The following is a 24,846-nucleotide window of genomic DNA, read 5'->3' as shown; positions in this document are numbered from 1 at the left end:
TGGAAATTGACAGGCGAATGATACTAGAACACTCGAGACTTTAAGAAAGTAGTACTGAGATACTAAACGTCGTGGAAATCACATATTTATCATGTGTTAGATTTCGCCAATTGCAGATTTGCAAATCGGCAAGCTTCTTCTAGGTCAGCGCGAGCTCGGGCTGCATTCAACCCCATGATAAGATGTGCTAAACGTTCTTCTTCAACAAATAAAACCGAAAGTTTGAGCATTGTCTTAAAAGGTAGCTGGCCGCCTTCAGCAAGACGATACTCTTCACGTTGATAGACTCTATCTCCGTAGGCTGATATCTGAGCTGCGCGGTATTCAGAAACAAACTTTTCGGGAACATCAAATTCAAGCTGATGGGCAAAACGGTTACGCACCCTGTTCAGGTGTTTGATCGCCGAAAGCGAACCGTCCGACAAAACTCCAACTCCGTGGAGGAAAAAACACTTATCTAAAACACTCATGCGTCTTACATCTGGGCTAACCGACTTTGGGCGCACACAAAACTCCATCAGGAAGCGTGTCAACAAATGATCCAAATGGATATGCGACACTAGCACTGATGCCCAATCAGGGCTTTGGTCAATTAGGTTATTGAACCCGCTAACATCGTAAGACCTTGAGCTAATAGCGTAGTCCACAATCAGATCTCGATCTACGTCCGAGATGCAGGAGATAGATTTCGTGCGAAGAAAATCCTGAATTACATCGTCATTCATGCCAATTGAAATCTTTCGAAAAGTTGTTTCCGTGTAACAACCATATTTAGCTATGTGATGATGGAGAAGTCATACTTAATCTTTGGTTTGGCAAGGGTTCGAATTCTCTGGCACGTGATTTTATTATCAAGTCCTAATATCCACCCCCCTCATTTCATCCTGTTCTCTTTCGAGATCGACGGCTCATCCTGTAGCCCTGCAATTTGGATGCCGCGCCAGAAGTCTTGGATGTGGCGGTGGGCCCAGTCTCGGGCGCGTTCGGGGTCTTTAGCCTCAATCGCTTCCACGATCTGACCGTGCGCGACGATCTGGCGTTCGATGGCTTGGGGGACGGAAGGGGTGATCTGGATAAACCCCTGATACAGCAGCAATGTCAGCGGTTCGCGCACAAGGCAGAGCACGCGGTTCTCGCTCATCTCGGCCACTTGGGTGTGAAATTCCATATCAAGGCGCGTGGTTTCGGCCACGTCGTCCTTAGCGGCCACCAGACGGGCGTGAATGTCTTTCAACGCGGCCAGAGCCTCTGGCCGGCCCTGTCGCGCGGCCAGTTCTGCGGCCAGCGGTTCGGTTTCCAGTGCCACCTGCCACAACTCCCGAAAGGTGACATTCATCAGTACCATTGCGCGGCTGGATCGGCTGGCGAGTTTGTCGCTTTGGGGCAGCGCAACTTCCAGTCGGCGGGGCGTGGGGCGATGCACCAGACCTTCGCTTTCCAACTGGCGCAGCCCTTCGCGCACGGTAGAACGGGTGACGCCGAACAGTTGCGCCAGCTCCACTTCGCCGGGCAGACGTTCGCCGGGCTTTAGCGTGCCCTGCATGATCTGCGCTTCGATTTCATCGGCAAACTGGCGATAGGCATAATTCACCTTCAGATGCTGGCTGCGCAAACTCATGTCTTCTACTCCATCGGTTGCAGGCGTGCGGACAGACCCGTGCGCTGCTGCGCCAATTTAACAGCAAACCGCCCCCTTTGTGAACCGAAAGGCGGCTTGCGGGTGTTGGAAAACTGCCCCGTCAGGACAGCGCCTCCAGGATGGTCACATTCGCAGTGCCGCCGCCTTCGCACATGGTCTGCAACCCGTAACGTTTGCCCGAGGCCCGCAGCCCGTGAATAAGGGTAGACATCAACCGTGTGCCGCTCGCCCCGAGCGGATGACCAAGCGCAATCGCCCCGCCCTGCGCGTTGGTGCGTGCGGGGTCGGCGTCCAGCTCTTTCATCCATGCCAGCGGTACGGGGGCAAAGGCTTCGTTCACCTCGTAAAGGTCGATCTGATCCAGCGTCATACCGGATTTTGCCAGTGCCTGACGGGTGGCCTCGATCGGTTCTTCCAGCATGATCACCGGATCACCCGCCGTCACGGTCATATCCACAATCCGCGCAATCGGGGTGAGCCCGTGGGTCTTGAGCGCCCGTTCGGACACGATCATCAGCCCCGACGCCCCGTCGCAAATCTGGCTGGCATTTGCCGCGCTCAGCTTGCCGCCCTCGGTCAGTGTATCAACGCTGCCAATGGATTGCGCGGTGGCGTCATAACGGATGCCTTCGTCGCGCGTATGTGCGCCCGCTGCCGTGTGAAGTGGCAGGATTTCCCGCTGGAACGCCCCCGCTTCTGTGGCAGCCGCTGCCCGTTTATGGCTTTCCAGCGCATAAGCGTCCAGATCCCCGCGCGAGAAACCGTGTTTCTGCGCAATCATCTCGGCCCCTGTGAACTGGCTGAAACCTGTCACGCCAAACCGCTCTGCAATGCGCGGGCTGACCGGATCGGCCCCGATACCCGCTTTGGCGAAGCTGCTCATATCCGCGAACATGGGCACCCGTGTCATGCTTTCCACTCCAGAGGCAATCACCACGTCCTGCACGCCCGCCATCACCATAGCCGCGCCAAAATGCACCGCCTGCTGGGAACTGCCGCACTGGCGATCCACTGTGGTAGAAGGCACAGTCTGGGGCAGCTTGGAGGCCAGCACCGCGTTGCGCCCGATGTTGAACGCCTGCTCGCCACCTTTGGTGACACAGCCCATAATCACATCGTCGATCGCTGCCGGATCAATCCCCGTGCGCTCTACCAGTGCATTCAGAATTTCCGCCCCCATATCAGCGGGGTGCCAGTCTGCCAGCGCCCCTTTGCGTCGCCCCCCTGCGGTGCGCAGCGACTCTACGATATATGCATCGGCCATGATCCGTTCCTCCTTTTTGACCCTGCGTCCCACACGGAGCGGGAGCATGTTTCGTCTTCCCATCGCAATTCCGCTATGCTACGCCATTAGTGTCAGACAATACGTCACTAATTTCTGTTTATCAATGGGTCTCTCCGGCTTAGCACCACGCAAAATGCAGCCACCGGAGCAAGCCCGCCCCTAACGAACGAGCCTGAAATGATCCCTGAAAAATCCGATAAAACCCGTGCGCTGGAAGATCGTCTGAAAGATTTCATGGACCAGCATATCTATCCGAACGAAGCCCGCTTTTATCGGGAGTCCGAGGATATTGGCCCCTGGGGTGTGCATCCCGTTGTGGAGGAGCTGAAAATCAAGGCGAAAGAGGCCGGATTGTGGAACCTTTTCCTGCCGGAATCGGACAAAGGGGCCGGACTGAACAATCTGGAATATGCTGCCCTGTGTGAAATCATGGGTCGCAGCCACCTTGCACCGGAGGTGTTCAACTGTTCTGCCCCTGACACGGGCAACATGGAAGTGCTGGAACGCTATGGCACCGAGGAACACAAGAAACAGTGGCTGGAACCGCTGCTGAAGGGTGAAATCCGCTCCAGTTTTGCGATGACGGAACCCGCTGTAGCCTCTTCGGATGCGCGCAATATCGAGAGCGCCATCGTGCGGGACGGTGATGAATATGTGATCAACGGGCATAAATGGTATACCACCGGCGCGACCGATCCCCGCTGCAAGATCATCATCTTTATGGGTAAATCCGACCCGAGCGCCGAGACCTATCGTCAGCAATCCATGATCCTCGTCCCGAAAGACACGCCCGGCGTCACCGTGAAACGTTCGATCCCTGTGTTCGGATTTTACGGCGTACCGGACCGTGCCTCTGAAGTGATCTTTGACAACGTGCGTGTGCCTGCCTCTAACATGCTGCTGGGGGAAGGCTGCGGGTTTGAAATCGCACAGGGCCGTCTTGGACCGGGACGCATCCACCACTGTATGCGCCTGATCGGGTTGGCCGAACGCACGCTGGAAAAAATGGTGGTACGCGCCGGTGAACGGACGACATTTGGCAAAGTTCTGTCCGAACAGTCCGTCACCCGTGAACGCATCGCCCAGTCCCGTATCCTGATCGAACAGTCCCGTCTGCTGACCCTGCGGGCCGCCCATATGATGGACACTGTTGGCAATAAAGAGGCCAAAGCCGAGATCGCCATGATCAAGGTTGCGGTGCCAAATATGGCCTGTCAGGTGATCGACTGGGCCATCCAGTTGTTCGGCGGCGGTGGCACCAGCAACGATTTCGGGCTGGCGGCAGCCTATGCGACGGCGCGTATGTTGCGCCTTGCCGACGGCCCGGATGAGGTCCACCGCGACCAGATCGCACGACTGGAATACAAAAAGCAGGCCAAGGCCAATGCAGACCGGCCCAATGGAAAGCTGTCGGATCAGGAACCGGCGGTCAGTAACATGGCTTTGGGCCTGACGCAGACCTGAGAACCGGCGAAAAATTACCCACTTCAAAAACGCCAGCCTTAGACAGAGGCTGGTGTTCCAAGCGCCCCGACCGCGACAGGGGCAACCTGCGCCCCCGTCACAGCGGGCGGAAGGTTAAAAAATTTGCGGTCCATATCACGCCAGCGCGAGTGGCGGTTTTTCCCAGCATTACCAGCCCCGTAGCCCTGCAAACGCGCCCTGTGGTGACGTGCATAATCTGCACCCTACTCTCCCATTGGTGACAATTTCGTCAGAAACGCCGGAACGATTCAAACCGAGGCTGCGTTGAGACTGCAATAGGTGCCACGCAGACGCGCCGCGTTAGAAGGAGAAAAGAACATGCACAATGTATTTTACATCATCGGGGTCGTTGTCGTCGTTTTGGCCGTCATCAGCCTTGCATTCTAACTGAACAGGAGACGGATTATGACCAATCAGAATACGTTAAACACCCAAGGCAAGCCGTCCGCAGCGGATAAAGCAAAAGAAACCGCTTCAAACCTTGCCGATCAAGCGAAAGACACAGCCAACAGCGCTGCGCAAACTGCTGCGAATGCAGCCGTGCAGCAGGCTGACAACGCAAAAGCCTCGGTCGCTGACGAAGTATCCGGCGTTGCCTCTGCCCTGCGCACAGCCGCAGACGAGATGCGCAACGGATCGCCCCAGGAACGCACATTCGGTCAAATGGCCGAAGGTCTGGCCGATGCGTCTGATGCGCTGCGGGACAAGGACCTCGGCACTATGGTTGAGGATGTGACCCAATTCGCCCGCAAGAATCCATTGATGTTCCTTGGTGGTGCAGCACTGCTCGGGTTCGCCGCGACACGCTTTGCAAAAGCCTCCGGTCGCGCCAGCCACGACAGTGACCACACCCACAGCCAAAGTGATCCTGGTTCCACACCGTCGCAAGACTACGGAACCTACGCTCCTGCCGTTCAGACAGGAACAACACGCACAGGAGGAGACTTCTCATGAGTGACCATCAACCAAACAAAAGCGCAGGCTCTGTCCTGAGTGAGGCGCTGAACAACGTTAGTTCGCTGGTCCGCAGCGAAGTCGATCTGGCCCGCGCCGAAATCAGCGAAAACGTCAACCGTGCCGGTACGGCCGTTGGCATGATCGCAGGCGCCGCAATCATCGCGCTGGTGGCCCTGAACGTTCTGGCAGGCGCCCTTGTGGCCGGTCTGGCCGAAGCGGGTCTGGATGCCGGTTGGGCTGCCCTGATCGTCGGTGTGATCCTTGCGGGGATCGCCTACGGGATGATCAGCAAAGGGTTGAGCGATCTGAAACTGTCCAGCCTCGCGCCGACACGTACTGCCAAAAACGTGAAACGTGATGCCAAAGCTATCAAGGAGTCTTACGATGCCTAACGACACTCGAAGTGCAAGTGAAATTGAACGCGACATTGAACGGCAGCGTGCCAATCTGAGCGACAATATCGAAACGCTGCAAGACAAATTCTCAATCGACACATTGGTACGTCAGGTTGGCGACCAGTTCCGCGAACACGGCGGCGATCTGGGACGTTCTGTTGTGGATCAGGTCAAAGCCAATCCGGTGCCGCTGGCGCTGACAGGGATCGGTCTTGCGTGGATGATGTTTGGCAACGGTCAGAAACGGGAGCAATCCTACCGTTCCAGCGGCTACCGCTCCAATGATCGTTACGACAGCTATGACAACCGCGACCGTCACGCCTATCCCGCGACCCGTGTCGCCCCCCATCCGGCGGATGACTACCGCAGCCGCGAAGACGAATATCGCCAGTCCCGCAGCCGCAAGGGCATGCCCTACACAGCGCCTGTAAACACGCTGGGGAACGGCGACCCACTGCCGTCCTGGTCACAGGATGACAATGATGACGGGTCTTCCTACATTGCGGATCGCGCCGCTGATGCCAAGGACACTCTTGCCAATGCGCGGGATCGTGTCGCTGATGCCAAGGACCAAGTGGCCGGCAGCGTTGCCGATGCCAAAGATCAGGTATCGGGAAGCGTATCACATGGTGCCGACAAGCTGCGCGACAGTGCGGGTAATCTGCGGGACAAGGTGTCTTCCGCTGCGGCCTCTGGTAAATCGGCTGTGGCGAGTGGTGCCAGCAACGTTCAGGACAGACTGTCCGCCGCACGCAACCGTATCGCGGAAGGGACTGAAAACCTGACAGAAGAAGGCCGCAAGCGCGTTATCGAAGCCCGCGAGAAAGCCATCGAAATGCGTCGGGCTGCCACGCAGAGAGCCTCTGAAGGGGCGGATGCAGCGGTGGACTTCTACGACCGTCAACCGCTTGTAGTAGGTGCGCTGGCGCTTGCTGTGGGGGCTGCGCTGGGCGGTGCATTGCCGCGCACCCGGACTGAGGACAAATACGTCGGTCAGCATAGCGACAAGATGTTTGAAGAAGCGGAGCGCATCTTTCATGAAGAGAAAGAGAAAGCCACACGCGTTGCCAAGTCGGTTCAGGAAGAGGTCAAGGACATCGCATCCGAGACCAAATCCGATCTGGACAGCGGTGCGCCGGGCGATAAATCCGCGGTCGAGGCTGTCGGTGACACAGCCAAATCCGCAGCCACCCGCGTTGCTGACAAAGCCAAGTCCAAGGCTAAAGAAGAAAAGCTTGGGAAACCAAACACCTGACATTCGTAGGGGGCTGCAGCGCGGCCCCCTTCTCCTCTCCCCCCCGAGTGATAAGGAAGACCCAGATGGCACGAGGCCGCACTGCTGAATCCCCTGACAATATCCCCGCCAAAGGCTGGAAAGATGTCGCCTTCCGCGTCAAGGACGAGATCGCGAATGACCGGATCGGGCTTGTGGCTGCAGGTGTCGCCTTTTACGGACTTCTGGCCCTGTTCCCCGCAATCACGGCTGTAATTGCTATCAGCGGACTGCTGGTAGAGCCAAGCCAGATTGTCGATCAAATGCAGTCGTTCTCGGGGTTGATGCCCGAAGAAGTCATGACAATCATCACCGATCAGGCGACTTCTGTTGCCGGTTCGCGGGATGGCGGGCTGGGTCTGGCGGCGATTGTCGGTATTCTGGTGGCGCTTTATTCGGCGTCCAAAGGCATGGCCAGCCTGATTGAAGGGCTGAACGTGGTTTACGACGAAAACGAATCCCGCGGGTTTATTAAACTGAAGCTGGTAACGCTCGGGCTTACCCTGTTGCTGATCTCGGGACTGGTGGTCGGGCTTGGGGTGACGCTGGCGGTTCCGGCTATTCTGGCCTTTGCCAATCTCGGCCCGCTAAGTTCCATTCTTGCCACCGTTCTACCGTGGCTTTTGCTGGTGGTCATGACCATGCTGGGTCTGGCTGCACTCTATCATTTTGCCCCTTCGCGGGATCGCCCTGAATGGCAATGGGCGTCGCCCGGGGCGATTATCGGCTGTCTTATGTGGATCGTCGCCTCTGTCGGTTTCGCGTTCTACGTCGGGAATTTCGGATCCTACAATGAAAGTTTCGGCACGTTGGCCGGTGCCATTGTGCTGCTGATGTGGTTCTGGATTTCCGCCTATATCGTACTGGTCGGTGCAGAAGTGAACGCCGAGCTGGAGGCACAGACCCGCAAGGATACCACGGTTGGCAAGGACGAACCGATGGGTCAGCGCGATGCGGTGAAAGCCGACAATCTGGGCGAGGCTGCGGGCAAGTGAGCGGCGCAGCCCCGTCCCGCAAGATCGCCACCTACAACATCGCCGGGGTGGCGCTATGAGCGACACAACACCAGAGATCGCGACGCAGCCGGACACGAAACCTACCCTATGGCTGAACGGGTTGCGGGTGCCACTCTACGGTATCTTTATCATCCTGTTGTTGCAGGCGCTGGTCTGGGCAAGCGACTTTCTGATCCCTGTCACCACCGCCTTTATCGGCTATCTGATCCTGAACCGCCCCCGTCGCTGGCTGGAGCGAAGCGGCGTCCCGCCCTTCATTTCCGCCTCCCTGTTTGTGACTGTGCTTACCATAGTAATCGGATTGTTCCTGATCCAGATCAGTTCCCCCACGGCGCAGTTCATTGAGGATTTGCCGTGGCTGATTGAACAGATGAAGGAACAACTCTCAAATTCCGGTGGCACGCTTGAGGCGATTAAAGACGCCACAGTTGCGGCGGGCGAGATTGTTGCGGATCAGGAGAAGGAAACCGTTGAGGTCGAAGTCGTGTCCGATCCGGGCATCGTAACGGCCATTTTCAGCATGGCGCCCAGTTTCCTGAGCCGTATTCTTTTCGCCCTTATTCTGCTGTTCTTCCTGATTGCATCGGGTGATCTGTTTTTAACCAAGACTATTGCCAGCATCGACGCGTTTGCCGAGAAACGCCGCGCTGTTGAGGTACTGCATGCGATTGAAGACCGGCTTGGGTACTACCTAGGGGGCATCACCCTGATCAACATCGGTTTGGGCGTGACCGTCAGCATCGCGATGTATTTCTGGGGCATGCCCAATGTTCTGGTCTTCGGTTTTCTGGCGTTCGGGCTGAATTTCGTGCCGTTCCTTGGCGGGCTGATGGGCGCTGCCATTGCCGGCTCGGTGGCCTTTGTCAGCCTCGAAAGCGCATGGACCGCGCTTGGCGTGTTTGCAACCTATGCGACGCTGACCTCTATTGAAGGGCAGTTGGTGACGCCGCTGCTGATTTCCCGCAGGATGCAGCTGAACACAACTGTCGTGTTCCTGACGGTCGCGTTCTTTGCGTGGATCTGGTCTGTAATGGGCATGGTGGTGGCCTTGCCAATCCTGATCGTGATCAAAATCGCCTGTGATGAATCCCGGTCCCTCCGGGTGATCGGTCGGTTTATCGGCGGTGCAGATGACGACCACGCCACAGCCTCTCCACAGGATTAAGCGCTTCCGATTGCGTTGAATTCCTACATTTAAAGGCAAAGTTACCCTTACGTCATCTGTGTAAAATTGCGGATTTATTGGACTTTTCAGACTGTTGCGGCTACGCCCGTGGCGTTCTACAAGCAGGGCTTCCATGACAGATACAACCTATCCCAGCCAGTTCGCCTCTCATCGTCGCGCTGATACGGCAGTCCATTTTCTAGGGCTGGTGCTGATCTTTATCGCTGGCGGGCTGATGCTGGTTAAAACCGCTGCTACGCACCCGTTGTCGGTCTTTTTTGCCGTGCTGGTTTATGTGTTCTGTGCGCTGGCGTCGAATGTGGCCTCTTGGACCTACCATTTTGCACCCTGGCACAGCCACCGCGTCATTCTGCGCCGATTGGATCACGCCGCGATTTATCCCAGTATCGCCGGAACATTCACCCCGTTTTTCGTGCTTGCCAACACGGGCTGGACCTTGTCGCTTTTGGGGATTTGCTGGGGGCTGACCTGCGTTGCCATGTATAAGAAAATGACCGATGTTTCGGTGCAGTCCAAATGGTCGATGGCCTCTTATCTCGGGCTTGGCGCGATCGGATTGCTGGCGCTGCCCGATATGCAGGACATGCCGGTTCTGACGCTCTGGTGCATCATCGCGGGTGCTGCGGCCTATGTGATCGGCACGGTGTTTTATGCACGGCGGTCCATGCCCTACCGTTACGCTATCTGGCACGCTTGGGTGAATATTGGCGGCATTTTGATGTTTGCCGGCATCTGGATCGCGCTGTTTTCCTGACCTCAACCCTTGGCGTGTCAGGCGGTTTACACCAGATCGCTGGTTGAAATGCCCCGCCTCTCGGCACTGGCGCGCACCGCTTCCTGAATGGCAGGACTGCGACCCAGCAAGCGGCGAAAGCGCATTTCGTCGAGCACCAGCAGAGTTGACGGCGCAATCGCCCGCACCTCGGTACGCCGCGCCTTATTGGTCAGGATTGCCATCTGGCCGAACATCTCTCCCCGACCGAGACGCCACGTCTGCCCCGCTGTTTCCATTTCCGCCGCGCCAGAAGCGATAAAAAACACGCTGCGGGCGGGTGTATCGCGGCGCATGATGATCTCTCCGGCATTTGCGTAACGGGTCTGAAGCGCACGGGCGAGCCGTTTGAGCGTGGCCTCGTCCAGATCGACAAACAGCGGAAACTGGCGCACCAGTTCGATCCGCTGGAAGGCCACATCCAGATGGGGGCGGTCCTCGGCAGCGGCCCGCCTTGTGGCCGTTTGCTCCATCAATTTGGTAAAGACCTCGGCCCCGATCAAACCGTCCTCCCGCATGGCGGTGTATTCCCGTTCCTCAAGCCGCAGGGCCGTGCGCCGGATAAATCGGCGCTCCAGTTCTTCGGCATATCCGGGATATTGCAAGCGTAGTCCTTCGAGCGCGGTTTCAACCGATTCAATCCGGCGCGACAACAGCTCCGTTAACAGATCCGCCAACCGCCGTCCGTGGATGCGGCGGATGCGACCGCCGATAAAAGCATTCAGATCCCGCAGCACCAGCCGTTGGGACAAAAGCAGTTCAAACCTGTCGGCCGTCATATTCGCAAGCGGTGCAGAAATCCGTAGCCGGTTGTGCAACAGCCCTGCAATCCGGAACCCCCGCCCGTAGGACACACTGCGCCGCGCGGCCCGTTGATAGCCGCTGCGCCCGCCGCTGCGCGCCCCCTCGATCAGACGGTCCGCATCTGACAGAACCTGCTCTGCCATCCGCGCCGAAATCGTGCGTTCCCGCACACGGTCAAGGATCGTGTCCCGTTCATGGCCAGCCAGCGCGATAAGGCCCAGCGTCACACGGTCCCGTTCCAGAATATCTGCATTGTCTTCCGCCAGCTTTACCGCCTCTTCCAGCCGGTCCCCGAATTGCTTGGCCTCGGAACGGACGATCTCATGGGTCAACTCGTAGTTTTCGGTGGTGCGGGCCACGTCCTCGCGCACGGTCTGCAGCGCAACCGCCACCACCTGACGGGACAGGGCCTCGTCAATCGGTGACAGATCTTCAAGACCCAACCAGCGGATCACGCGCCGCAGCGTGGTGCCTTGCACCAGCAGGGTAAACAGCGTGAAGCCGGTGGCCAGAATCCCCACGACCCGCTGAATGTCGTTGGGCACGCGAAAACTCTCGGTGACTGCCAGAGCCAGCGCCAAAGTGACCGCGCCGCGCAGCCCGCCCCACAGGATCGCCGTGCGATAGGGTCGTTCAACCTTGGGCGACAGGCGGAATTTATGCAGCATCGGCATCAGCCCGAACAGGATCACCGCACGCGCGGTAATAGCCGCAAGGATCACCACCCCGACCAGCAGGAAATCATGCAGATGCACATCCGCGAGAAAGCGCGGAATAAGGAAGGCGGCCAGAATAAAAATCAACGCTCCAGCCCAGTGAGCCAACACATCCCAAAGCTCTCGCAGGTTGATCCATGTTTGGGGCAACAAACGCCCCGGTCCCGCAAGGTTCAGCGTCAGACCCGCCGCCACGACCGCGATCACACCCGAGGCGCCGATGCTTTGCTCTGCCCCGATGTAAACCAGATAAGGCAGCGCCACAGAGATTGAAATCTGCGCCAGTTCAAACTGGGGAAACGCCGCCATCACCCAAATCGCAATGCGGGCCATCACCCATCCGGCCAGCACACCGCCCGCAATCAGCATTGGAAATTGTGCCAGCGCATCTGCAAGCGTCGGGTCGGGAACCCCGAGCATCACAAACCCCATGAAAAGACCGAACAACGCGATTGCGGCGGCGTCATTCAACAGGCTTTCGCCCTCAATGATCCGCGCCACCCGTCTTGGGGCAGAAATGGACCGGAAGATCGACACAACCGCCGACGGGTCTGTCGTTGAAACAATCGCCCCGATCAGCAAACAGGCCGCCAGCGGCAAGGTCGTCGCCCATGACAGCGCGTAACCGACAAAAAGCGTTGCTACGACCACGGCCACCACCGCCAGCACGAGAATCGGCACCCAGTCATCCAGCATCCGCCGCAGGTTCATCCCCAGCGTGGCCTGAAACAACAGCGTCGGCAGAAAGACATAGAGAAACACGTTGGACCGGATCGGAAACCCGAGAATCACTTCGGCAACGGGGTTGAGCGCATCTGTCAGATCCGTCTGCATAAAGAAGATTGCTGTAACACTGATCAGAATGCCAATGACCGCCAGAAGCGCACTGTAGGGCATCCGCAGACGCGCCGCCAACGGCTCGGCTATACCGATCACGACAAACAGGGTCGCAACAATTGTAGTGATTAAAACGATGTCCATATGATTGAAATACCACAGTAAACGGCGGGTGCACCGCTTAAATGCAGCGGCACGGAAAAGAACTGGCGAAACATTGGGCACCACTGAATAGCTTGGCCGGTTTGCCTAAGTCGGGCGGGTCTTGCCCGTTAACCGTCGAAAGGATCGGATCGGTCCCCCCCAAACCTGCCAAGTTACATCGAATTTTCGATGAATTATTCACATTAAACCTATTGGGATAAACGGCAATTAAACATCAATAAACCTTGGCCGAAACATCACAATTCCCACCGGAAACGCACTGGAAAATTACGCATCTCCAAAGCAATCGGCCGGGTGAAAGGAATCCTTAAGAGACATGGTCCTATACTTTTGGAGCGGTGGTTTACCCGCAGCATAGCGCGTAAATCCAGATGGTCGGATCAATAAGTTTTGAAAATAATTACATGCCTATAACGTTCAAATTTGGCGCCAGCGCCTCACAAAAATCTACTGCCCCCTGTCGTGCTTGCGCAGAACAACTGCACAGGATAGGGCAGGATGTGGCGCGTCTGCTTTTGCAACAGGTCTTTTGTGTTGTACTGGGCCTGCTGATTATGCTCGCTGGCAGCAGCATGGCTTTGGCGCAGCAGCTTGTACTCCAACCCACCGGCGCGCCAACCGTTGTGGGTAGCGGCCTTGGCAAACGGGGAATCTGGCGGAATGTCGGAACCGTCGGTGGGACCTCGGTTGATATCGTCGGCATCATGACGCTCGCGACCCGCGACCATCAGTTCGGGACTGGTAACGGGCAGATCATGATCACCTCTGTCGGGCAGGATGCCCATTTCGTGGATTTCTACATTTTTCAGGCCGGCACCCATAATATCTTTTCAAATTCCGGTGGTGTTCCTGTCACGGCCGATGTGGAAATCCAGATCAACGACATCGACGGACCGTTCAATGAACAGGTATATGTCAACCTGTGCGACGGAACGGTGGAATATGTGCGGGTCGATCGCAATGCCACCACCTATCGCGGCTATATCGAGGGGCCTGATCCCAGCCTCGGAACAGAGACATTTTACCTTGCAGGTGATCAGCCTTACGCAAACCAGCCGGTCTCGGGTCTGGAAATTTCTTACCCGCAAACCTCGTCCTTCCGTTTTGGCCGGACAGCAAATAACGGCTTTCTCGTTCTTCTCGCCAATCCGACCTACGATCAGACGCAAACTTACGAATTGAAATGTGGTGACTTCAAAGCGCCGCTTCTGCAAGACGACATCAAAGAACAGGTTCTTGGCGAACCGGTGACGGTGAATATCCTGTTCAACGATTCCGTCGCCACAGAAAACGATAACGCGCCCGCCAACAACTCCCAGCAGCCCAGCGAATATGCCATGCAGGCAATCGATCTGGTTCCCCCGACAGGCGCATTGAACATCGTTACAGACAGCGAAGGCCACCGCGTTGGGTTTGATGTGATCGGTGAGGGCACGTGGAGCTATGACGACAACACGGGCGAACTGACATTCACCCCTTTCGTGGCGTTTTTTGCCGCCCCCACGCCCATTGAATACCGCTTTCAATCCCCGATCATCCTGCCAAGCGAACCACAGGCCTATTCCGCGCCGGCCCAGGTCTCGATTGACGTTGGATCGGTGGGCCTATTGAAGCTGGCCCAACTGGTGGACACCAACCTTAACGGCTATGCAGACCCCGGCGAAACCATCGCCTATGTCTTCACCGCAGAAAACTTCGGCAATGTGGATCTGACCAATGTGCAACTTGCTGAAACCCAATTCAGCGGCGCTGGCATTCCCCCCGTCATCACCTTTCAGGCCGCAACATCACTGTCGCCGGAAGGCACGCTTCTGGTTGGAGAAAAGGCCGTCTATACAGCGACCTACACATTGGTTCCCGCTGATTTGGACACAACGATTTCCAATCAGGCACAGGTCACGGCACAAACCCCCGGCGGCACTACGGTTTCCGATCTGTCGGACTCAGAAAACCCTTGGGACGGTGATGGCGTAGCGCAAAACGGCCCGGGTGAGGGGCGGGACGATCCCACGACCATTTATGCAGGCTCCGGCCCTGATCGCGGTGACGCGCCGATCACCTACGGCGACCCGCAACATGCCGATACATCCTCTTACTGGATCGGCGCGGTAAACGGGGACGGCGACAGCTCGACACAGCATTCTGTGGATGGCACAGGCGATGATCTGGATGGCAAGGATGACGAAAGCGAGGAAAACTTCCCTCAGCTTTACAGCGCCCTGACCCGCACAGTGACAATCCCTGTCAGTGAACCCACACCCGGAACGGGGTATTTGCAGGCGTTTGTAGACTTTGGCGGTGACGGGTCATTCCTGTCCCTCGGGGATCAGGTCGCCACGGACATTCAGGACGGCGGCCCGCAAGACCTGGACGGCGCCACCAACGGTGAAATCAGCTTTGCGATTTCAGTTCCCGCAACAGCGGCTCTCAGCCCGACTTTTGCGCGATTGCGCTGGTCGAGCACTGCCGGCCTCACCGCGATTTCGCCCGCCACCGACGGGGAGGTCGAAGACTATGGCATCACCATAAGAACCCCGCCAGACGCCGATCGCGGCGACGCGCCCGCCAGCTATGGCGATCCCCAACATATCATCGAAGGCCCCGGCGCGCCGGAAATCTATCTAGGGTCCGTTGCACCGGATATTGACCTTATCGCCCAAAACAATGCGACAGCTTCGGGCGACGATCTGGACGGCAATGATGATGAAAACGGGGTCGTGTTGCCAACGCTTTATCTGGGCGGATTGGCCGAGATTACCGTGACGGTTAACGATCTGGGCAGCCCACCGCAGAAATCGGCATACCTCCAGGCCTTCATCGACTTTAACGGCGATGGCACATTCCTGCAGGCCGGAGAACAAGTCGCCACCAATCTTCAGGACGGCGATGCGCTGGACAAAGACGGCTCGACAAACGGCTCCATACGCTTTGAGGTAGCCGTTCCCGCCGGCGCGACAACGCTGCCCACCTTTGCACGTTTCCGCTGGTCCACAGACACCACGGGGCAGACCATTGCCTTTGACGGCGAGGTCGAAGATTACACCCTCACCATTTCCAGCGATCCACCGCCGTTCCTTTGCGACAGCAGCCTCTATCGCTACGACAGCGACAGGGTGGTGCGGCGGCTTGGCTTCACCGCAAGCGGCGCAAGCTATGTCATCGGCTTTCAGGACATCGGCACCGCACCAAGAGACCTGAACGCCAACTGGGGCTATAACGCGCTGGACGGATATATGTACGCAGTGCGCCCAGGGCGACAGGATCTTTACCGGCTCGACGGTGCAGGCAATTTCACTGACCTCGGCAATCTGCCAGCCGGAAGCGCAGACGGATCCGTTGCAGGTGACATTCTGCCAAACGGTACAATGATTTATGTAGACAATACATCAACATGGCAGTTGATCAGCCTTACTGATCCAAACAATCCTGCCAATTTGGGGTCTCTTAGCCTTAGCCAAAGCGTTGACGTCCGGGACCTTGCCTATAATCCGGTGGACGGGCTGATTTACGGCATCAACCAAGCCAGTGGCCGCGCGTTCAAGGTGGACCCAAACGGTGGTTTGCCGGGCGCGACGACAGTCACGGAATTCGGGCCCGCAATCTACGGCGGAATTTTCGGGTCGATCTGGTTTGATGAAGACGGGCGGTTTTACGTTTACAGCAACACAACCAACAACCTCTACCTGACAAACACCACCACCGGAGAGGCGCAGTTGATCGCCAACAGCACGGTCGATGAAGCCGGCGACAGCGATGGCATGTCCTGCCGCGGCCCCGCCCCCATCCCCTTTGGCGCGATCTCAGGCAATGTCTACAATGACGCAAATGCCTCAGACGTTAAGGACAATGGTGAGGCCAATTTTGGCGCAGGCATCGGCATCTCTGTCTACGCCGATGCAGGCACGCCGGCGGACACCAGTGACGACATGTTCCTGATCACAACAGACACAGAGGCTGACGGTACCTACGCCGTTGGTGAACTGCTGATCAACTCCAGCTACAGGGTCGAATTGGACGAAGCAGATCCGGACCTTGGCGCAGGTAACACGATCGGCACATCGAACCCGCTGCTTGGTGTTGGCGTGACTGCGGGCAGCGTCACGACCGATCAGGACTTCGGCTTTGACGCCGCTGCCAGCGATCTGGAATTGACGAAGTATGCTGCCCTGACAGGCACAACCACCCCAATTGTAAATGTATCCGAAGGCGACGTGATCGACTGGATCATCACTATTACTAACGTCAGCGGCGGGTCGCCGTCAGGGGTCAAAGTGATCGACCTTATACCAAGCGGATTTTCCTATGTGTCCGACAGCGCACCCTCTACGGGCGATACATATGACCCGGGTACCGGCCTGTGGTTCGTCGATGAAATCCTGTCCGGTGCCAGCGAAACCCTCATCATTACCACCACAGTGCGCGACAGCGGAGAGCTCACCAATACGGCGGAGATCATCTACAGCTCCCTGCCCGACCCGGATAGCGATCCCGCCACTGGCCCCTTGACGGATGACCTGTTCGATCAAATTGCCGATGACGACGAAGCGTCTTATTCCGTCAATTTGATCACCAGCGACCGGATCCTGTCGGGCCGCGTCTTCAAGGACAACGGCGCAGCCGGCGGCACCGCCCATGATGCAGAAATCAACGGTGGCGAACCCGGTTTATCCTCTGCCGTCGTGGAAATTCTGGACGGCACCGGAACTGTCATCGCAACGCCCGACGTCGCCTCCGACGGGACATGGACCTATGCGTTACCATCCTCCCACACCGGAGAACTCACAATTCGCGCAATTCCGGCCAACGGCTATCGACCGATCTCGGAGCGAGCATCCGGTCTGCCTGGCCTGTCAAACCCCGATCCGCACGATGGAACCTTCACGTTTACCCCCGATCCGTTCGGCAATTTGACCGAATTAAACTTTGGCCTTTTGGAGATCCCCGTCCTCACCCAAAATCAGGTCAGCACGGTTGGCCAGGGCCAAATCGTATCCCTGCCCCATCTCTACACTGCGACATCCGACGGAAATGTGACCTTCTCTCTCGCGGACAGTACATCCGTCCCAACGGGCGCCTTTAGTGCGGCCCTCTACCACGACGCCGGATGTAGCGGCGGGCCGGGCGTCCCGTTGACCGGACCGCTGTCCGTCAGCGCGGGACAAACAATCTGTGTCCAGTCCCGCGTCTCAGCCGGTACAGGCGCAGGTACGGGCAGCAGGTTCACCTATAAGATCATCGCCACAACTGCCTTCTCCGGCACCGCCGCGGTCAGCAGCGCAAGCAATACCGATGAGATCACTGTCGCGGCCGAAACCGGGCAGGTCCGTTTAACCAAAACAGTCGAAAACGAGACTGCCGGCACGTCGGAAGCGACCTCAAACTTGGGTGGCGCGAATGACATTTTGCTCTACCGGATCTATCTGGAAAACACTGATACTGCACCTGTCAGCAACGTCAAAGTATTCGACCGGACCCCACCCTATACCGCGTTGTCGGAACCCATTCCCGATCCGCAAATCCTGTCGCCCAACCTAACGTGCAATCTGGCTAAGCCCGTCAGTAACGGGGCGAGTTATTCAGGTTCGGTCGAGTGGAACTGCTCCGGAAATTTCCTACCCGGCGAGATCGGCGCACTCCAGTTCAGAGTAGCGATCACACCATAAAGTAACGGCTGTCACAGATGGGAGGGGGGAGCGTAGCGCAAAACCAGCACAAACCGTTATTCGCTGGGGACGATGGCCCATGGGCAACACACTATTATTGCACCAAAATGTAAACATTTTCCGCAAAACCTTCTCCGCATAACGCGTCAATCTATCGGCGGCTCCTCAAGCACAAAAGGCCGGGGTGAGCAATCCAGACAGAAAAAGGCGAATGCGGAACTTGTTGCTAAATCAAAAATATCAACAGATCCATTTGGTAGACAAAAGAGTCCAGTTTTTTACTGTCTCCATGTGAATCTAGACACAAGCAAAAGCATGTGGCGGAGACGAAGGGATTCGAACCCTCGAGACGGTTCAACCCGTCTACTCCCTTAGCAGGGGAGCGCCTTCGACCACTCGGCCACGTCTCCGTTGGCGTGTTTATTGGGATTGGGCGGCGGGGGCAAGGGGTTTATTTGGTCCGCAGCGCAGGGTTACGGACAGGCGGCGTTTTCGGGCAACGGTGATGCCGTGGCGTAGGTCGGAATGGCGGCCTGCGATGCCGTGGGTCCAACTGTCCCGTGCCGCCCCTTCAAACAGAAGAAGAGAGCGCGGTTCGAGGTATATGTGGTGCCTGCGCCCTGAAGGTTCGATGAAACGCATCTCGGCGCCAGACCCCAAAGACACAGAAATTACCTTACCGCCGGGGGATCCGGCGCGGTCCACATGGTCCGCGATTCCCTGCCCTGGCCGATATTCGTTTACGAGCGCCTTTTGCGGCACATAGGGCAGCAGCCCTTCGCTGTGGATCCGCGTCGCCAGCCGGATGATTGCGGCGGGCATCAGCAGGGGCCGCAGGTTTGCCGTGTCCTGATAAGCTTTACCATAATGTTTCCGCCGTCTGGCGTAGGTCAGATCCCACGGTCCCTGCTCGATCGCTTCAAGCAGGCGTTGCTCTTCCTTCCCGCTCAGATACTCCGGCAGATAGGTCAGGCCACGAGGCAATACAATGGGGAACAGGTCTTCGGATAGCAGCATGTTTCTAATGTATTAAATTTAGAACAAAATGGCAACATTGCTTATTTCGTGCACGAAAACAAAAACGGCGCCGGAGATGTCCGGCGCCGTTCTGATTCGCAATTCCGCTGGATTTATTGCGGACGCATGTCGTCTTTGCTGATGCCAGCAACAGACACAGGCTTTTTCATCGCATCACGACGGAAGGGTTCGCCCAGTTCCTGATTGAGCAGCACTTCGATAAAGGTGGTCTTGCCTTCGTTCATCTGCGCCTTGATCGCTGTGTCCAGCTTGTCTGTCAGATCCTCCATAGAGGTCGCTTGCACGCCGACCAGACCACAGGCCTGCGCGATACCGGCGTAGGACACATTGGTGTCCAGTTCTGTACCGACAAAGTTGTCATCGAACCACAGGGTGGTGTTCCGTTTTTCCGCGCCCCACTGGTAGTTGCGGAAGATAACCATTGTGATTGCCGGCCAGTCGTCGCGGCCGCAGGATACCATTTCGTTCATGGAAATCCCGAAGGCACCGTCGCCGGCAAAGCCCACAACAGGCACGTCGGGCTGCGCGACTTTCGCACCGCAAATGGCAGGGAAACCGTAACCGCAAGGACCGAACAGACCGGGTGCGAGGTATTTGCGCCCTTCTTCAAAGGTCGGGTAGGCGTTACCGATGGCGCAGTTGTTGCCGATGTCCGAAGAGATGATCGCCTCTTTTGGCAGGGCCGACTGGATCGCACGCCAGGCCATACGCGGGGACATCTTGCCCGGCTCGCGGTCACGGGCGCGTTCGTTCCATGTGGTGCCCGGATCATCGTCCTCGTGATCCATAGACGTCAGTTCCTGCGCCCATGCGGATTTGGTCTTGGCGATGGTGGCCTTACGCTCTTCGCGGTTGGTATCGCCTGCGCCATCGTCCAGACGGGCCAGCAGTTCCTGTGCGACTTTCTTCGCATCGCCCTGAATGGCAACAGTCACGTCTTTGGTCAGACCGATCCGGTCGGAATTGATGTCCACCTGAATAACGGCGGCGTCTTTCGGCCAGTAATCAATGCCATAGCCCGGCAGTGTGGAGAACGGGTTCAACCGTGTCCCAAGCGCCAGAACCACATCCGCCTTGGAGATCAGCTCCATCGCAGCTTTGGACCCGTTATAGCCCAGCGGACCGGCGGCCAGCGGGTGGGAGCCCGGAAACGCATCATTGTGCTGGTAGCCCGAACACACCGGCGCATCCAGTGCTTCGGCCAGTTTTGCACTGTCTTCGATCGCACCGGCAAGGATCACGCCAGCGCCGTTCAGGATCACCGGGAATTTTGCGGAGGACAGCAGTTTGGCTGCTTCGCTCAGTGCGGTTTCACCACCGGCGGGGCGCTCCAGACGGACGATTTTCGGCAGCTCGATGTCGATGACTTGCGTCCAGTAATCGCGCGGGATGTTGATCTGCGCAGGCGCAGAGGCGCGGAAGGCGTTTTCGATCACGCGGTTCAGCACTTCGGCAATCCGGCTCGGGTCGCGGACTTCTTCCTGATAGGCCACCATGTCTTCAAACAGTTTCATCTGTTCGACTTCCTGAAAACCACCCTGACCGATAGTCTTGTTGGCCGCTTGTGGTGTGACCAGCAGCAGCGGCGTGTGGTTCCAATAGGCGGTCTTTACCGGCGTGACGAAGTTGGTGATCCCCGGACCGTTTTGCGCAACCATCATGGACATTTTACCGGACGCGCGGGTGTAGCCGTCGGACATCATGCCAGCGTTACATTCATGGGCGCAATCCCAGAACTTGATCCCCGCCTCGGGAAACAGGTCGGAAATCGGCATCATGGCCGAACCGATGATCCCGAACGCATGTTCGATACCATGCATTTGCAAGACTTTTACAAAGGCTTCTTCTGTTGTCATTTTCATGGGGCGGTTCCTTGAGTTATCACGCAATGCGCTTTGATCGGCATCCGTCAGGCGCAGGGAATTTGCGCCCGAAAGATTTGTGTCAGTTAAAGCGATAAAGCCGCGCCGGACTGTAGGGCCAGTTACTTCATCACGTGATTCCAGATACTGACCTCCTCGGAGCAGAACTGCGTCTGAGAGATTATTTTTGGGACTTACATTCCCGAAATTTACCAATCGGAGGAGATCATCCCGTCGCTTTCTTAAGCAGCGCACCCAGCTTTGCAATCCCGTCTTCGATTGCATCCACAGACGGCAGACTAAAGCTAAGCCGAAGGGTGTTGCGCCCCGAACCGTCCGCGAAAAACGCATGTCCGGGCACATAGGCAACGCGGGCCTGTTCTACGGCTTGTTGCAGCAAGGCGGTCGCGTCGAGCCCTTCGGGGAGTGTGACCCAGATAAACAGCCCGCCCTCTGGTTTGCTCCATGTCACACCATCGGGCATGTGTCGTTCCAGCGCGTCCAGCATAGCGTCGCGCTTTACGCGATAATGGGCGATGCCTTGCGCCACCTGCTGGTCGAAGCGCGTGGTGGCGAGTGTCGCGATCACCCGTTGGTTAATGGCCGAATTGCTTAGGTCGGAGGCTTGTTTCATCAGGGTCAGCTTGCCGATCACCTCTGTCGGGGCACAAATCCAGCCGACCCGCAGACCGGGGGTGAAGACCTTGGAAAACGATCCGAGACTGATGACGCGGGAAGACTCTATTCCGCCCTGATCTTCGCAATCCAGCGCCTGAAGCATTGGCACCTCCTGCCCGTCATAGCGCAGGGCAACATAGGGGCTGTCCTCAATCACCGGAATATTAAGATCGCTGGCGAATTGCAGCAGTTCTCTCCGCTCTTCGATGTTCAGGGTGTGGCCGGTCGGGTTGGCAAAGTCCGGAACCACATAGGCAAATTTCAGAACGCCGCCAGCCGCCCCAGCCTTATCGCGGTAGGACGCAACCGTGCGGTTGGTCGCGCCGTTGGGCAACGTGTCATAGACCGGCTCCATCGCGGAAAACGCCTGCAACGCCCCGAGATAGGTCGGGGCTTCGACCATTGCGGTGTCTTTGGGGGACAGGAACATACGGCCCAGAAACTCCAGCGCCTGTTGGGAACCATTTGTAATCAGTATATTTTCCGGACCACAGGTCACACCCCGTTTAGCCATGTAGCTGACGATCCACTGGCGCAGGCCCGCGTCGCCTTCGGAGACGGAATATTGCAGCGCCGCGTCAAACAGGGCGCGGTCGCCGCAAATCTGCGCATAGGTCTGTGCGATCTCGGCTTGGGGGAACAGCGCCGGATCGGGAATACCGCCCGCAAAAGAGATGATGTCCGGCTGGTCCAGCAGCTTGAGAAGCTCGCGGATTTCCGATGCTTTCATGCCAGCCATACGCGCAGCATAGCGGGTGCCCCAATCCATAGGTGTCTCTTGTGGTGTCATAGGTCTGTCCTCCTGACCTATTTAGGTCAGGGAAACGAACCTACTGTCAAGCTAAATAGATCGCGAACTTACGCGGTGCCGATAAACTCTGCCGCTTTGTAACCTTGCAAATACAACAGTCCGGTCAGGTCCGCATGGTTCAGACGCAAATCGACCTCGGCGGCGACAACGGGTTTGGCGTGAAGCGCCACGCCCGATCCGGCCAGATGCAACATGCCCAGATCATTGGCCCCGTCACCCACGGCAATCACGTCATCCGGCGTCAGGCCGCGCGCCGCAGTTATGTCGTTTAGCGCGTCCACCTTGGCCTGCTTGCCCAGCACCGGAACCCCGTGTTCGCCAGTCAGCTTGCCACCCTCCTGCAACAGCGTGTTTGCGCGGTTTTCATCAAACCCCAGCTCTGCCGCAACAGCCGCAGTGAAGCTGGTAAATCCGCCGGACACCAGTGCTGCATAAGCCCCGTTCGCCCGCATGGTCGCCACCAGTTCGCGACCGCCGGGCATCAGGGTGATACGCTCTTTTAAAACCTTTTCAATCATCGCAACCGGCAGTCCTTTCAGCAGGCCGACCCGTTCCTTTAACGCCGCCTCAAAGTCCAGTTGGCCGTTCATCGCCCTTGCGGTGATGTCGGCAACCCGCTCTCCCACGCCCGCTTCCGCGGCGAGTTCGTCGATACATTCCTGCTGGATCATCGTGCTGTCCATATCCGCGAGCAGAACCTTCTTTCGGCGGCCCGCGACAGGCTGCACGCAAAAGTCGATTCGCATCCGCTCCAGCCCCCGCCAGAACACGTCAAAGCCGCTGAGTTCCTGTTCAAAATAGACATCACAGGCGATGCCTTCAGCCAGCCAGTCCACCCGCGACCCGTTCAGGCGCGATTTTATCGAGGACACCAGTTCTGGTGTAACTCGGGCATCTTCGGGCTTGGAAATAAGGGTCGCAACGTACATCTGGGCACTCTGTTCTGGGTCAACTTGCGGCGCTTTATTCGCCAAAAACGTCAGAATGACCAGTGTTTCCTGTTGCGATGCAGCAAAAACTAACTTAGACGCGACGGTGGGACACCTCTCCCCAACGAGAGGCTTATATCTGGAAGGATACCACTGATGACGACATCTCAGCCGGGCGCACGCCCGCAAAATCCCCGTTTTAGCTCTGGCCCCTGCACGAAACCACCGACGTGGTCTCTGGATGCGTTGCGCGATGCGCCGCTTGGCCGTTCCCACCGCGCTGCTGTGGGCAAAGACAAGCTGAAAGCCGCAATCGAAACCACCCGCGAAGTTCTTGGCGTCCCGGCCGATTACAAGATCGGCATCGTTCCTGCATCCGACACGGGTGCGGTTGAAATGGCGCTCTGGTCGCTGCTTGGCGCACGGGGTGTGACCATGCTGTCTTGGGAAAGTTTCGGTGCGGGTTGGGTGACGGATGTGACCAAACAACTTAAACTGGACGTAACGCATTTGAATGCGGATTACGGCCAGCTTCCCGACCTTTCCGCGATTAACTTTGACGACGACGTGGTGTTCACATGGAACGGCACAACATCCGGTGTGCGTGTGCCAAACGGCGACTTCATTCCGGCAGACCGTGCTGGCCTGACCATTTGCGATGCGACCTCTGCGGCCTTTGCCCAAGACCTGCCTTGGGACAAACTGGATGTGACGACTTTCTCCTGGCAGAAGGTTCTGGGCGGGGAAGCCGCCCACGGTGTGCTGATCCTGTCGCCCCGCGCGGTTGAGCGTCTGGAAAGCTACACCCCGCCGTGGCCCCTGCCGAAAATCTTCCGCATGACCAAAGGCGGCAAGCTGATCGACGGTATCTTTACCGGTGCAACGATCAACACGCCTTCGATGCTCTGCGTTGAAGACTACCTCTTCGCGCTCGACTGGGCGAAATCTGTTGGCGGACAGGAAGGGCTGAAAGCCCGCGCCAATGCGAACCTTGCCGAGATCGAGGCTTTCGTGGCGGCAAACGACTGGATCGACTTTCTGGCCGAAACGCCCGAGACACGCTCCAATACCTCTGTCTGTCTGAAGTTCACGGATGCGCGGATCACGGACGGCGCGGCTTTTGCCAAAGCGGTTGCAAAACGTCTGGAAGCCGAAGGTGTGGCGCTTGACATCGGTGCCTACCGCGATGCCCCTGCGGGCCTGCGCATCTGGTGCGGCGGAACGGTTGAAACTGCCGACATTGCAGCACTTCTGCCTTGGCTCGACTGGGCGTTCAACGCCGAGATCTCGCAATAAGCTTTTCGCCCCGCGCCAGACGCGGGGCTACCCCATACA

At 57.5% G+C, this 24,846-nt stretch carries 17 protein-coding genes and 1 tRNA gene; 9 read left to right on the top strand and 9 right to left on the bottom strand.

Annotation, left to right across the window (positions count from 1 at the left end; translation table 11 throughout):
* Nucleotides 1-89 precede the first annotated feature (89 nt).
* The 3 genes from BFV97_RS01920 to BFV97_RS01910 form a co-directional block, all read right to left on the bottom strand.
* Nucleotides 90-725, bottom strand: coding sequence for a hypothetical protein (locus tag BFV97_RS01920; protein WP_069298617.1), 636 nt, complete (start codon nt 723-725; stop codon nt 90-92).
* Nucleotides 726-874: 149 nt separating this feature from the next.
* Nucleotides 875-1,618, bottom strand: a complete 744-nt coding sequence (locus BFV97_RS01915) for a FadR/GntR family transcriptional regulator (protein WP_069298616.1) — start codon at nt 1,616-1,618, stop codon at nt 875-877.
* A 121-nt stretch (nt 1,619-1,739) separates the two neighbouring features.
* A complete protein-coding gene (locus tag BFV97_RS01910) occupies nt 1,740-2,903 on the bottom strand; it encodes an acetyl-CoA C-acetyltransferase (RefSeq protein WP_069298615.1) in 1,164 nt (387 codons plus the stop codon).
* Between the two features lie 198 nt (nt 2,904-3,101).
* Here BFV97_RS01910 and BFV97_RS01905 point away from each other — a divergent pair, with 198 nt between their 5' ends.
* The 7 genes from BFV97_RS01905 (at nt 3,102) to trhA (ending at nt 9,990) form a co-directional block, all read left to right on the top strand.
* Nucleotides 3,102-4,388 (top strand): acyl-CoA dehydrogenase family protein, encoded by a 1,287-nt coding sequence (locus BFV97_RS01905; RefSeq protein WP_069298614.1) that lies wholly within the window; start codon nt 3,102-3,104, stop codon nt 4,386-4,388.
* A 426-nt stretch (nt 4,389-4,814) separates the two neighbouring features.
* On the top strand, nt 4,815-5,363 hold the full coding sequence (locus BFV97_RS01900; RefSeq protein WP_069298613.1) for a hypothetical protein: 549 nt from the start codon (nt 4,815-4,817) through the stop codon (nt 5,361-5,363).
* Nucleotides 5,360-5,758 (top strand): phage holin family protein, encoded by a 399-nt coding sequence (locus tag BFV97_RS01895; RefSeq protein WP_069298612.1) that lies wholly within the window; start codon nt 5,360-5,362, stop codon nt 5,756-5,758. The genes BFV97_RS01900 and BFV97_RS01895 overlap by 4 nt, the downstream gene beginning before the upstream one ends.
* The gene (locus BFV97_RS01890) at nt 5,751-7,016 is read left to right on the top strand and encodes a DUF3618 domain-containing protein (protein WP_069298611.1); all 1,266 of its coding nucleotides are present in this window, start codon (nt 5,751-5,753) and stop codon (nt 7,014-7,016) included. Before BFV97_RS01895 ends, BFV97_RS01890 begins: the two co-directional genes overlap by 8 nt.
* 65 nt (nt 7,017-7,081) lie before the next feature.
* A complete protein-coding gene (locus BFV97_RS01885; RefSeq protein ID WP_069298610.1) occupies nt 7,082-8,029 on the top strand; it encodes a YihY/virulence factor BrkB family protein in 948 nt (315 codons plus the stop codon).
* Between the two features lie 55 nt (nt 8,030-8,084).
* The gene (locus tag BFV97_RS01880; protein WP_069298609.1) at nt 8,085-9,215 is read left to right on the top strand and encodes an AI-2E family transporter; all 1,131 of its coding nucleotides are present in this window, start codon (nt 8,085-8,087) and stop codon (nt 9,213-9,215) included.
* Nucleotides 9,216-9,348: 133 nt separating this feature from the next.
* Entirely contained in the window at nt 9,349-9,990 is a 642-nt protein-coding gene (gene trhA / locus BFV97_RS01875) for a PAQR family membrane homeostasis protein TrhA (RefSeq protein ID WP_069298608.1), read from the top strand.
* A gap of 26 nt (nt 9,991-10,016) precedes the next feature.
* Here trhA and BFV97_RS01870 read toward each other — a convergent pair whose 3' ends face one another.
* The gene (locus BFV97_RS01870; protein WP_069298607.1) at nt 10,017-12,509 is read right to left on the bottom strand and encodes a cation:proton antiporter; all 2,493 of its coding nucleotides are present in this window, start codon (nt 12,507-12,509) and stop codon (nt 10,017-10,019) included.
* A 521-nt stretch (nt 12,510-13,030) separates the two neighbouring features.
* Here BFV97_RS01870 and BFV97_RS01865 point away from each other — a divergent pair.
* Nucleotides 13,031-18,193: a DUF7507 domain-containing protein gene (locus BFV97_RS01865; RefSeq protein WP_069298606.1), complete on the top strand. Its 5,163-nt coding sequence runs from the start codon at nt 13,031-13,033 to the stop codon at nt 18,191-18,193.
* Between the two features lie 318 nt (nt 18,194-18,511).
* Here BFV97_RS01865 and BFV97_RS01860 read toward each other — a convergent pair.
* From BFV97_RS01860 to serB, 5 genes are all read right to left on the bottom strand, one after another.
* A tRNA-Ser gene (locus BFV97_RS01860) sits at nt 18,512-18,603 on the bottom strand.
* Nucleotides 18,604-18,613: 10 nt separating this feature from the next.
* Nucleotides 18,614-19,210 carry an alpha-ketoglutarate-dependent dioxygenase AlkB gene (locus tag BFV97_RS01855; RefSeq protein WP_069298605.1) on the bottom strand — a complete coding sequence of 199 codons (597 nt, stop codon included), beginning with the start codon at nt 19,208-19,210 and terminating at the stop codon, nt 18,614-18,616.
* 113 nt (nt 19,211-19,323) lie between these two features.
* A complete protein-coding gene (xsc, locus tag BFV97_RS01850; protein ID WP_069298604.1) occupies nt 19,324-21,093 on the bottom strand; it encodes a sulfoacetaldehyde acetyltransferase in 1,770 nt (589 codons plus the stop codon).
* Between the two features lie 226 nt (nt 21,094-21,319).
* The gene (locus tag BFV97_RS01845; RefSeq protein ID WP_245667527.1) at nt 21,320-22,561 is read right to left on the bottom strand and encodes an aminotransferase-like domain-containing protein; all 1,242 of its coding nucleotides are present in this window, start codon (nt 22,559-22,561) and stop codon (nt 21,320-21,322) included.
* Nucleotides 22,562-22,629: 68 nt separating this feature from the next.
* The gene (gene serB / locus BFV97_RS01840; RefSeq protein ID WP_069298602.1) at nt 22,630-23,511 is read right to left on the bottom strand and encodes a phosphoserine phosphatase SerB; all 882 of its coding nucleotides are present in this window, start codon (nt 23,509-23,511) and stop codon (nt 22,630-22,632) included.
* Nucleotides 23,512-23,667: 156 nt separating this feature from the next.
* Between serB and BFV97_RS01835 the strand changes: the two genes are divergently transcribed.
* Entirely contained in the window at nt 23,668-24,807 is a 1,140-nt protein-coding gene (locus BFV97_RS01835; RefSeq protein WP_069298601.1) for a phosphoserine transaminase, read from the top strand.
* Nucleotides 24,808-24,846 lie beyond the last annotated feature (39 nt).

It is taken from the genome of Neptunicoccus sediminis (assembly GCF_001719615.1).
In the GTDB taxonomy this organism is placed as follows: domain Bacteria; phylum Pseudomonadota; class Alphaproteobacteria; order Rhodobacterales; family Rhodobacteraceae; genus Amylibacter; species Amylibacter sediminis.
This window is presented reverse-complemented; position numbering and strand designations above follow the sequence as displayed.

Coding starts and splice junctions, on each gene's coding strand:
- BFV97_RS01920 (WP_069298617.1), bottom strand. CDS start 725: ATGAATGACGATGTAATTCAGGATTTTCTTCGCACGAAATCTATCTCC.
- BFV97_RS01915 (WP_069298616.1), bottom strand. CDS start 1,618: ATGAGTTTGCGCAGCCAGCATCTGAAGGTGAATTATGCCTATCGCCAG.
- BFV97_RS01910 (WP_069298615.1), bottom strand. CDS start 2,903: ATGGCCGATGCATATATCGTAGAGTCGCTGCGCACCGCAGGGGGGCGA.
- BFV97_RS01905 (WP_069298614.1), top strand. CDS start 3,102: ATGATCCCTGAAAAATCCGATAAAACCCGTGCGCTGGAAGATCGTCTG.
- BFV97_RS01900 (WP_069298613.1), top strand. CDS start 4,815: ATGACCAATCAGAATACGTTAAACACCCAAGGCAAGCCGTCCGCAGCG.
- BFV97_RS01895 (WP_069298612.1), top strand. CDS start 5,360: ATGAGTGACCATCAACCAAACAAAAGCGCAGGCTCTGTCCTGAGTGAG.
- BFV97_RS01890 (WP_069298611.1), top strand. CDS start 5,751: ATGCCTAACGACACTCGAAGTGCAAGTGAAATTGAACGCGACATTGAA.
- BFV97_RS01885 (WP_069298610.1), top strand. CDS start 7,082: ATGGCACGAGGCCGCACTGCTGAATCCCCTGACAATATCCCCGCCAAA.
- BFV97_RS01880 (WP_069298609.1), top strand. CDS start 8,085: ATGAGCGACACAACACCAGAGATCGCGACGCAGCCGGACACGAAACCT.
- trhA (WP_069298608.1), top strand. CDS start 9,349: ATGACAGATACAACCTATCCCAGCCAGTTCGCCTCTCATCGTCGCGCT.
- BFV97_RS01870 (WP_069298607.1), bottom strand. CDS start 12,509: ATGGACATCGTTTTAATCACTACAATTGTTGCGACCCTGTTTGTCGTG.
- BFV97_RS01855 (WP_069298605.1), bottom strand. CDS start 19,210: ATGCTGCTATCCGAAGACCTGTTCCCCATTGTATTGCCTCGTGGCCTG.
- xsc (WP_069298604.1), bottom strand. CDS start 21,093: ATGAAAATGACAACAGAAGAAGCCTTTGTAAAAGTCTTGCAAATGCAT.
- BFV97_RS01845 (WP_245667527.1), bottom strand. CDS start 22,561: ATGACACCACAAGAGACACCTATGGATTGGGGCACCCGCTATGCTGCG.
- serB (WP_069298602.1), bottom strand. CDS start 23,511: ATGTACGTTGCGACCCTTATTTCCAAGCCCGAAGATGCCCGAGTTACA.
- BFV97_RS01835 (WP_069298601.1), top strand. CDS start 23,668: ATGACGACATCTCAGCCGGGCGCACGCCCGCAAAATCCCCGTTTTAGC.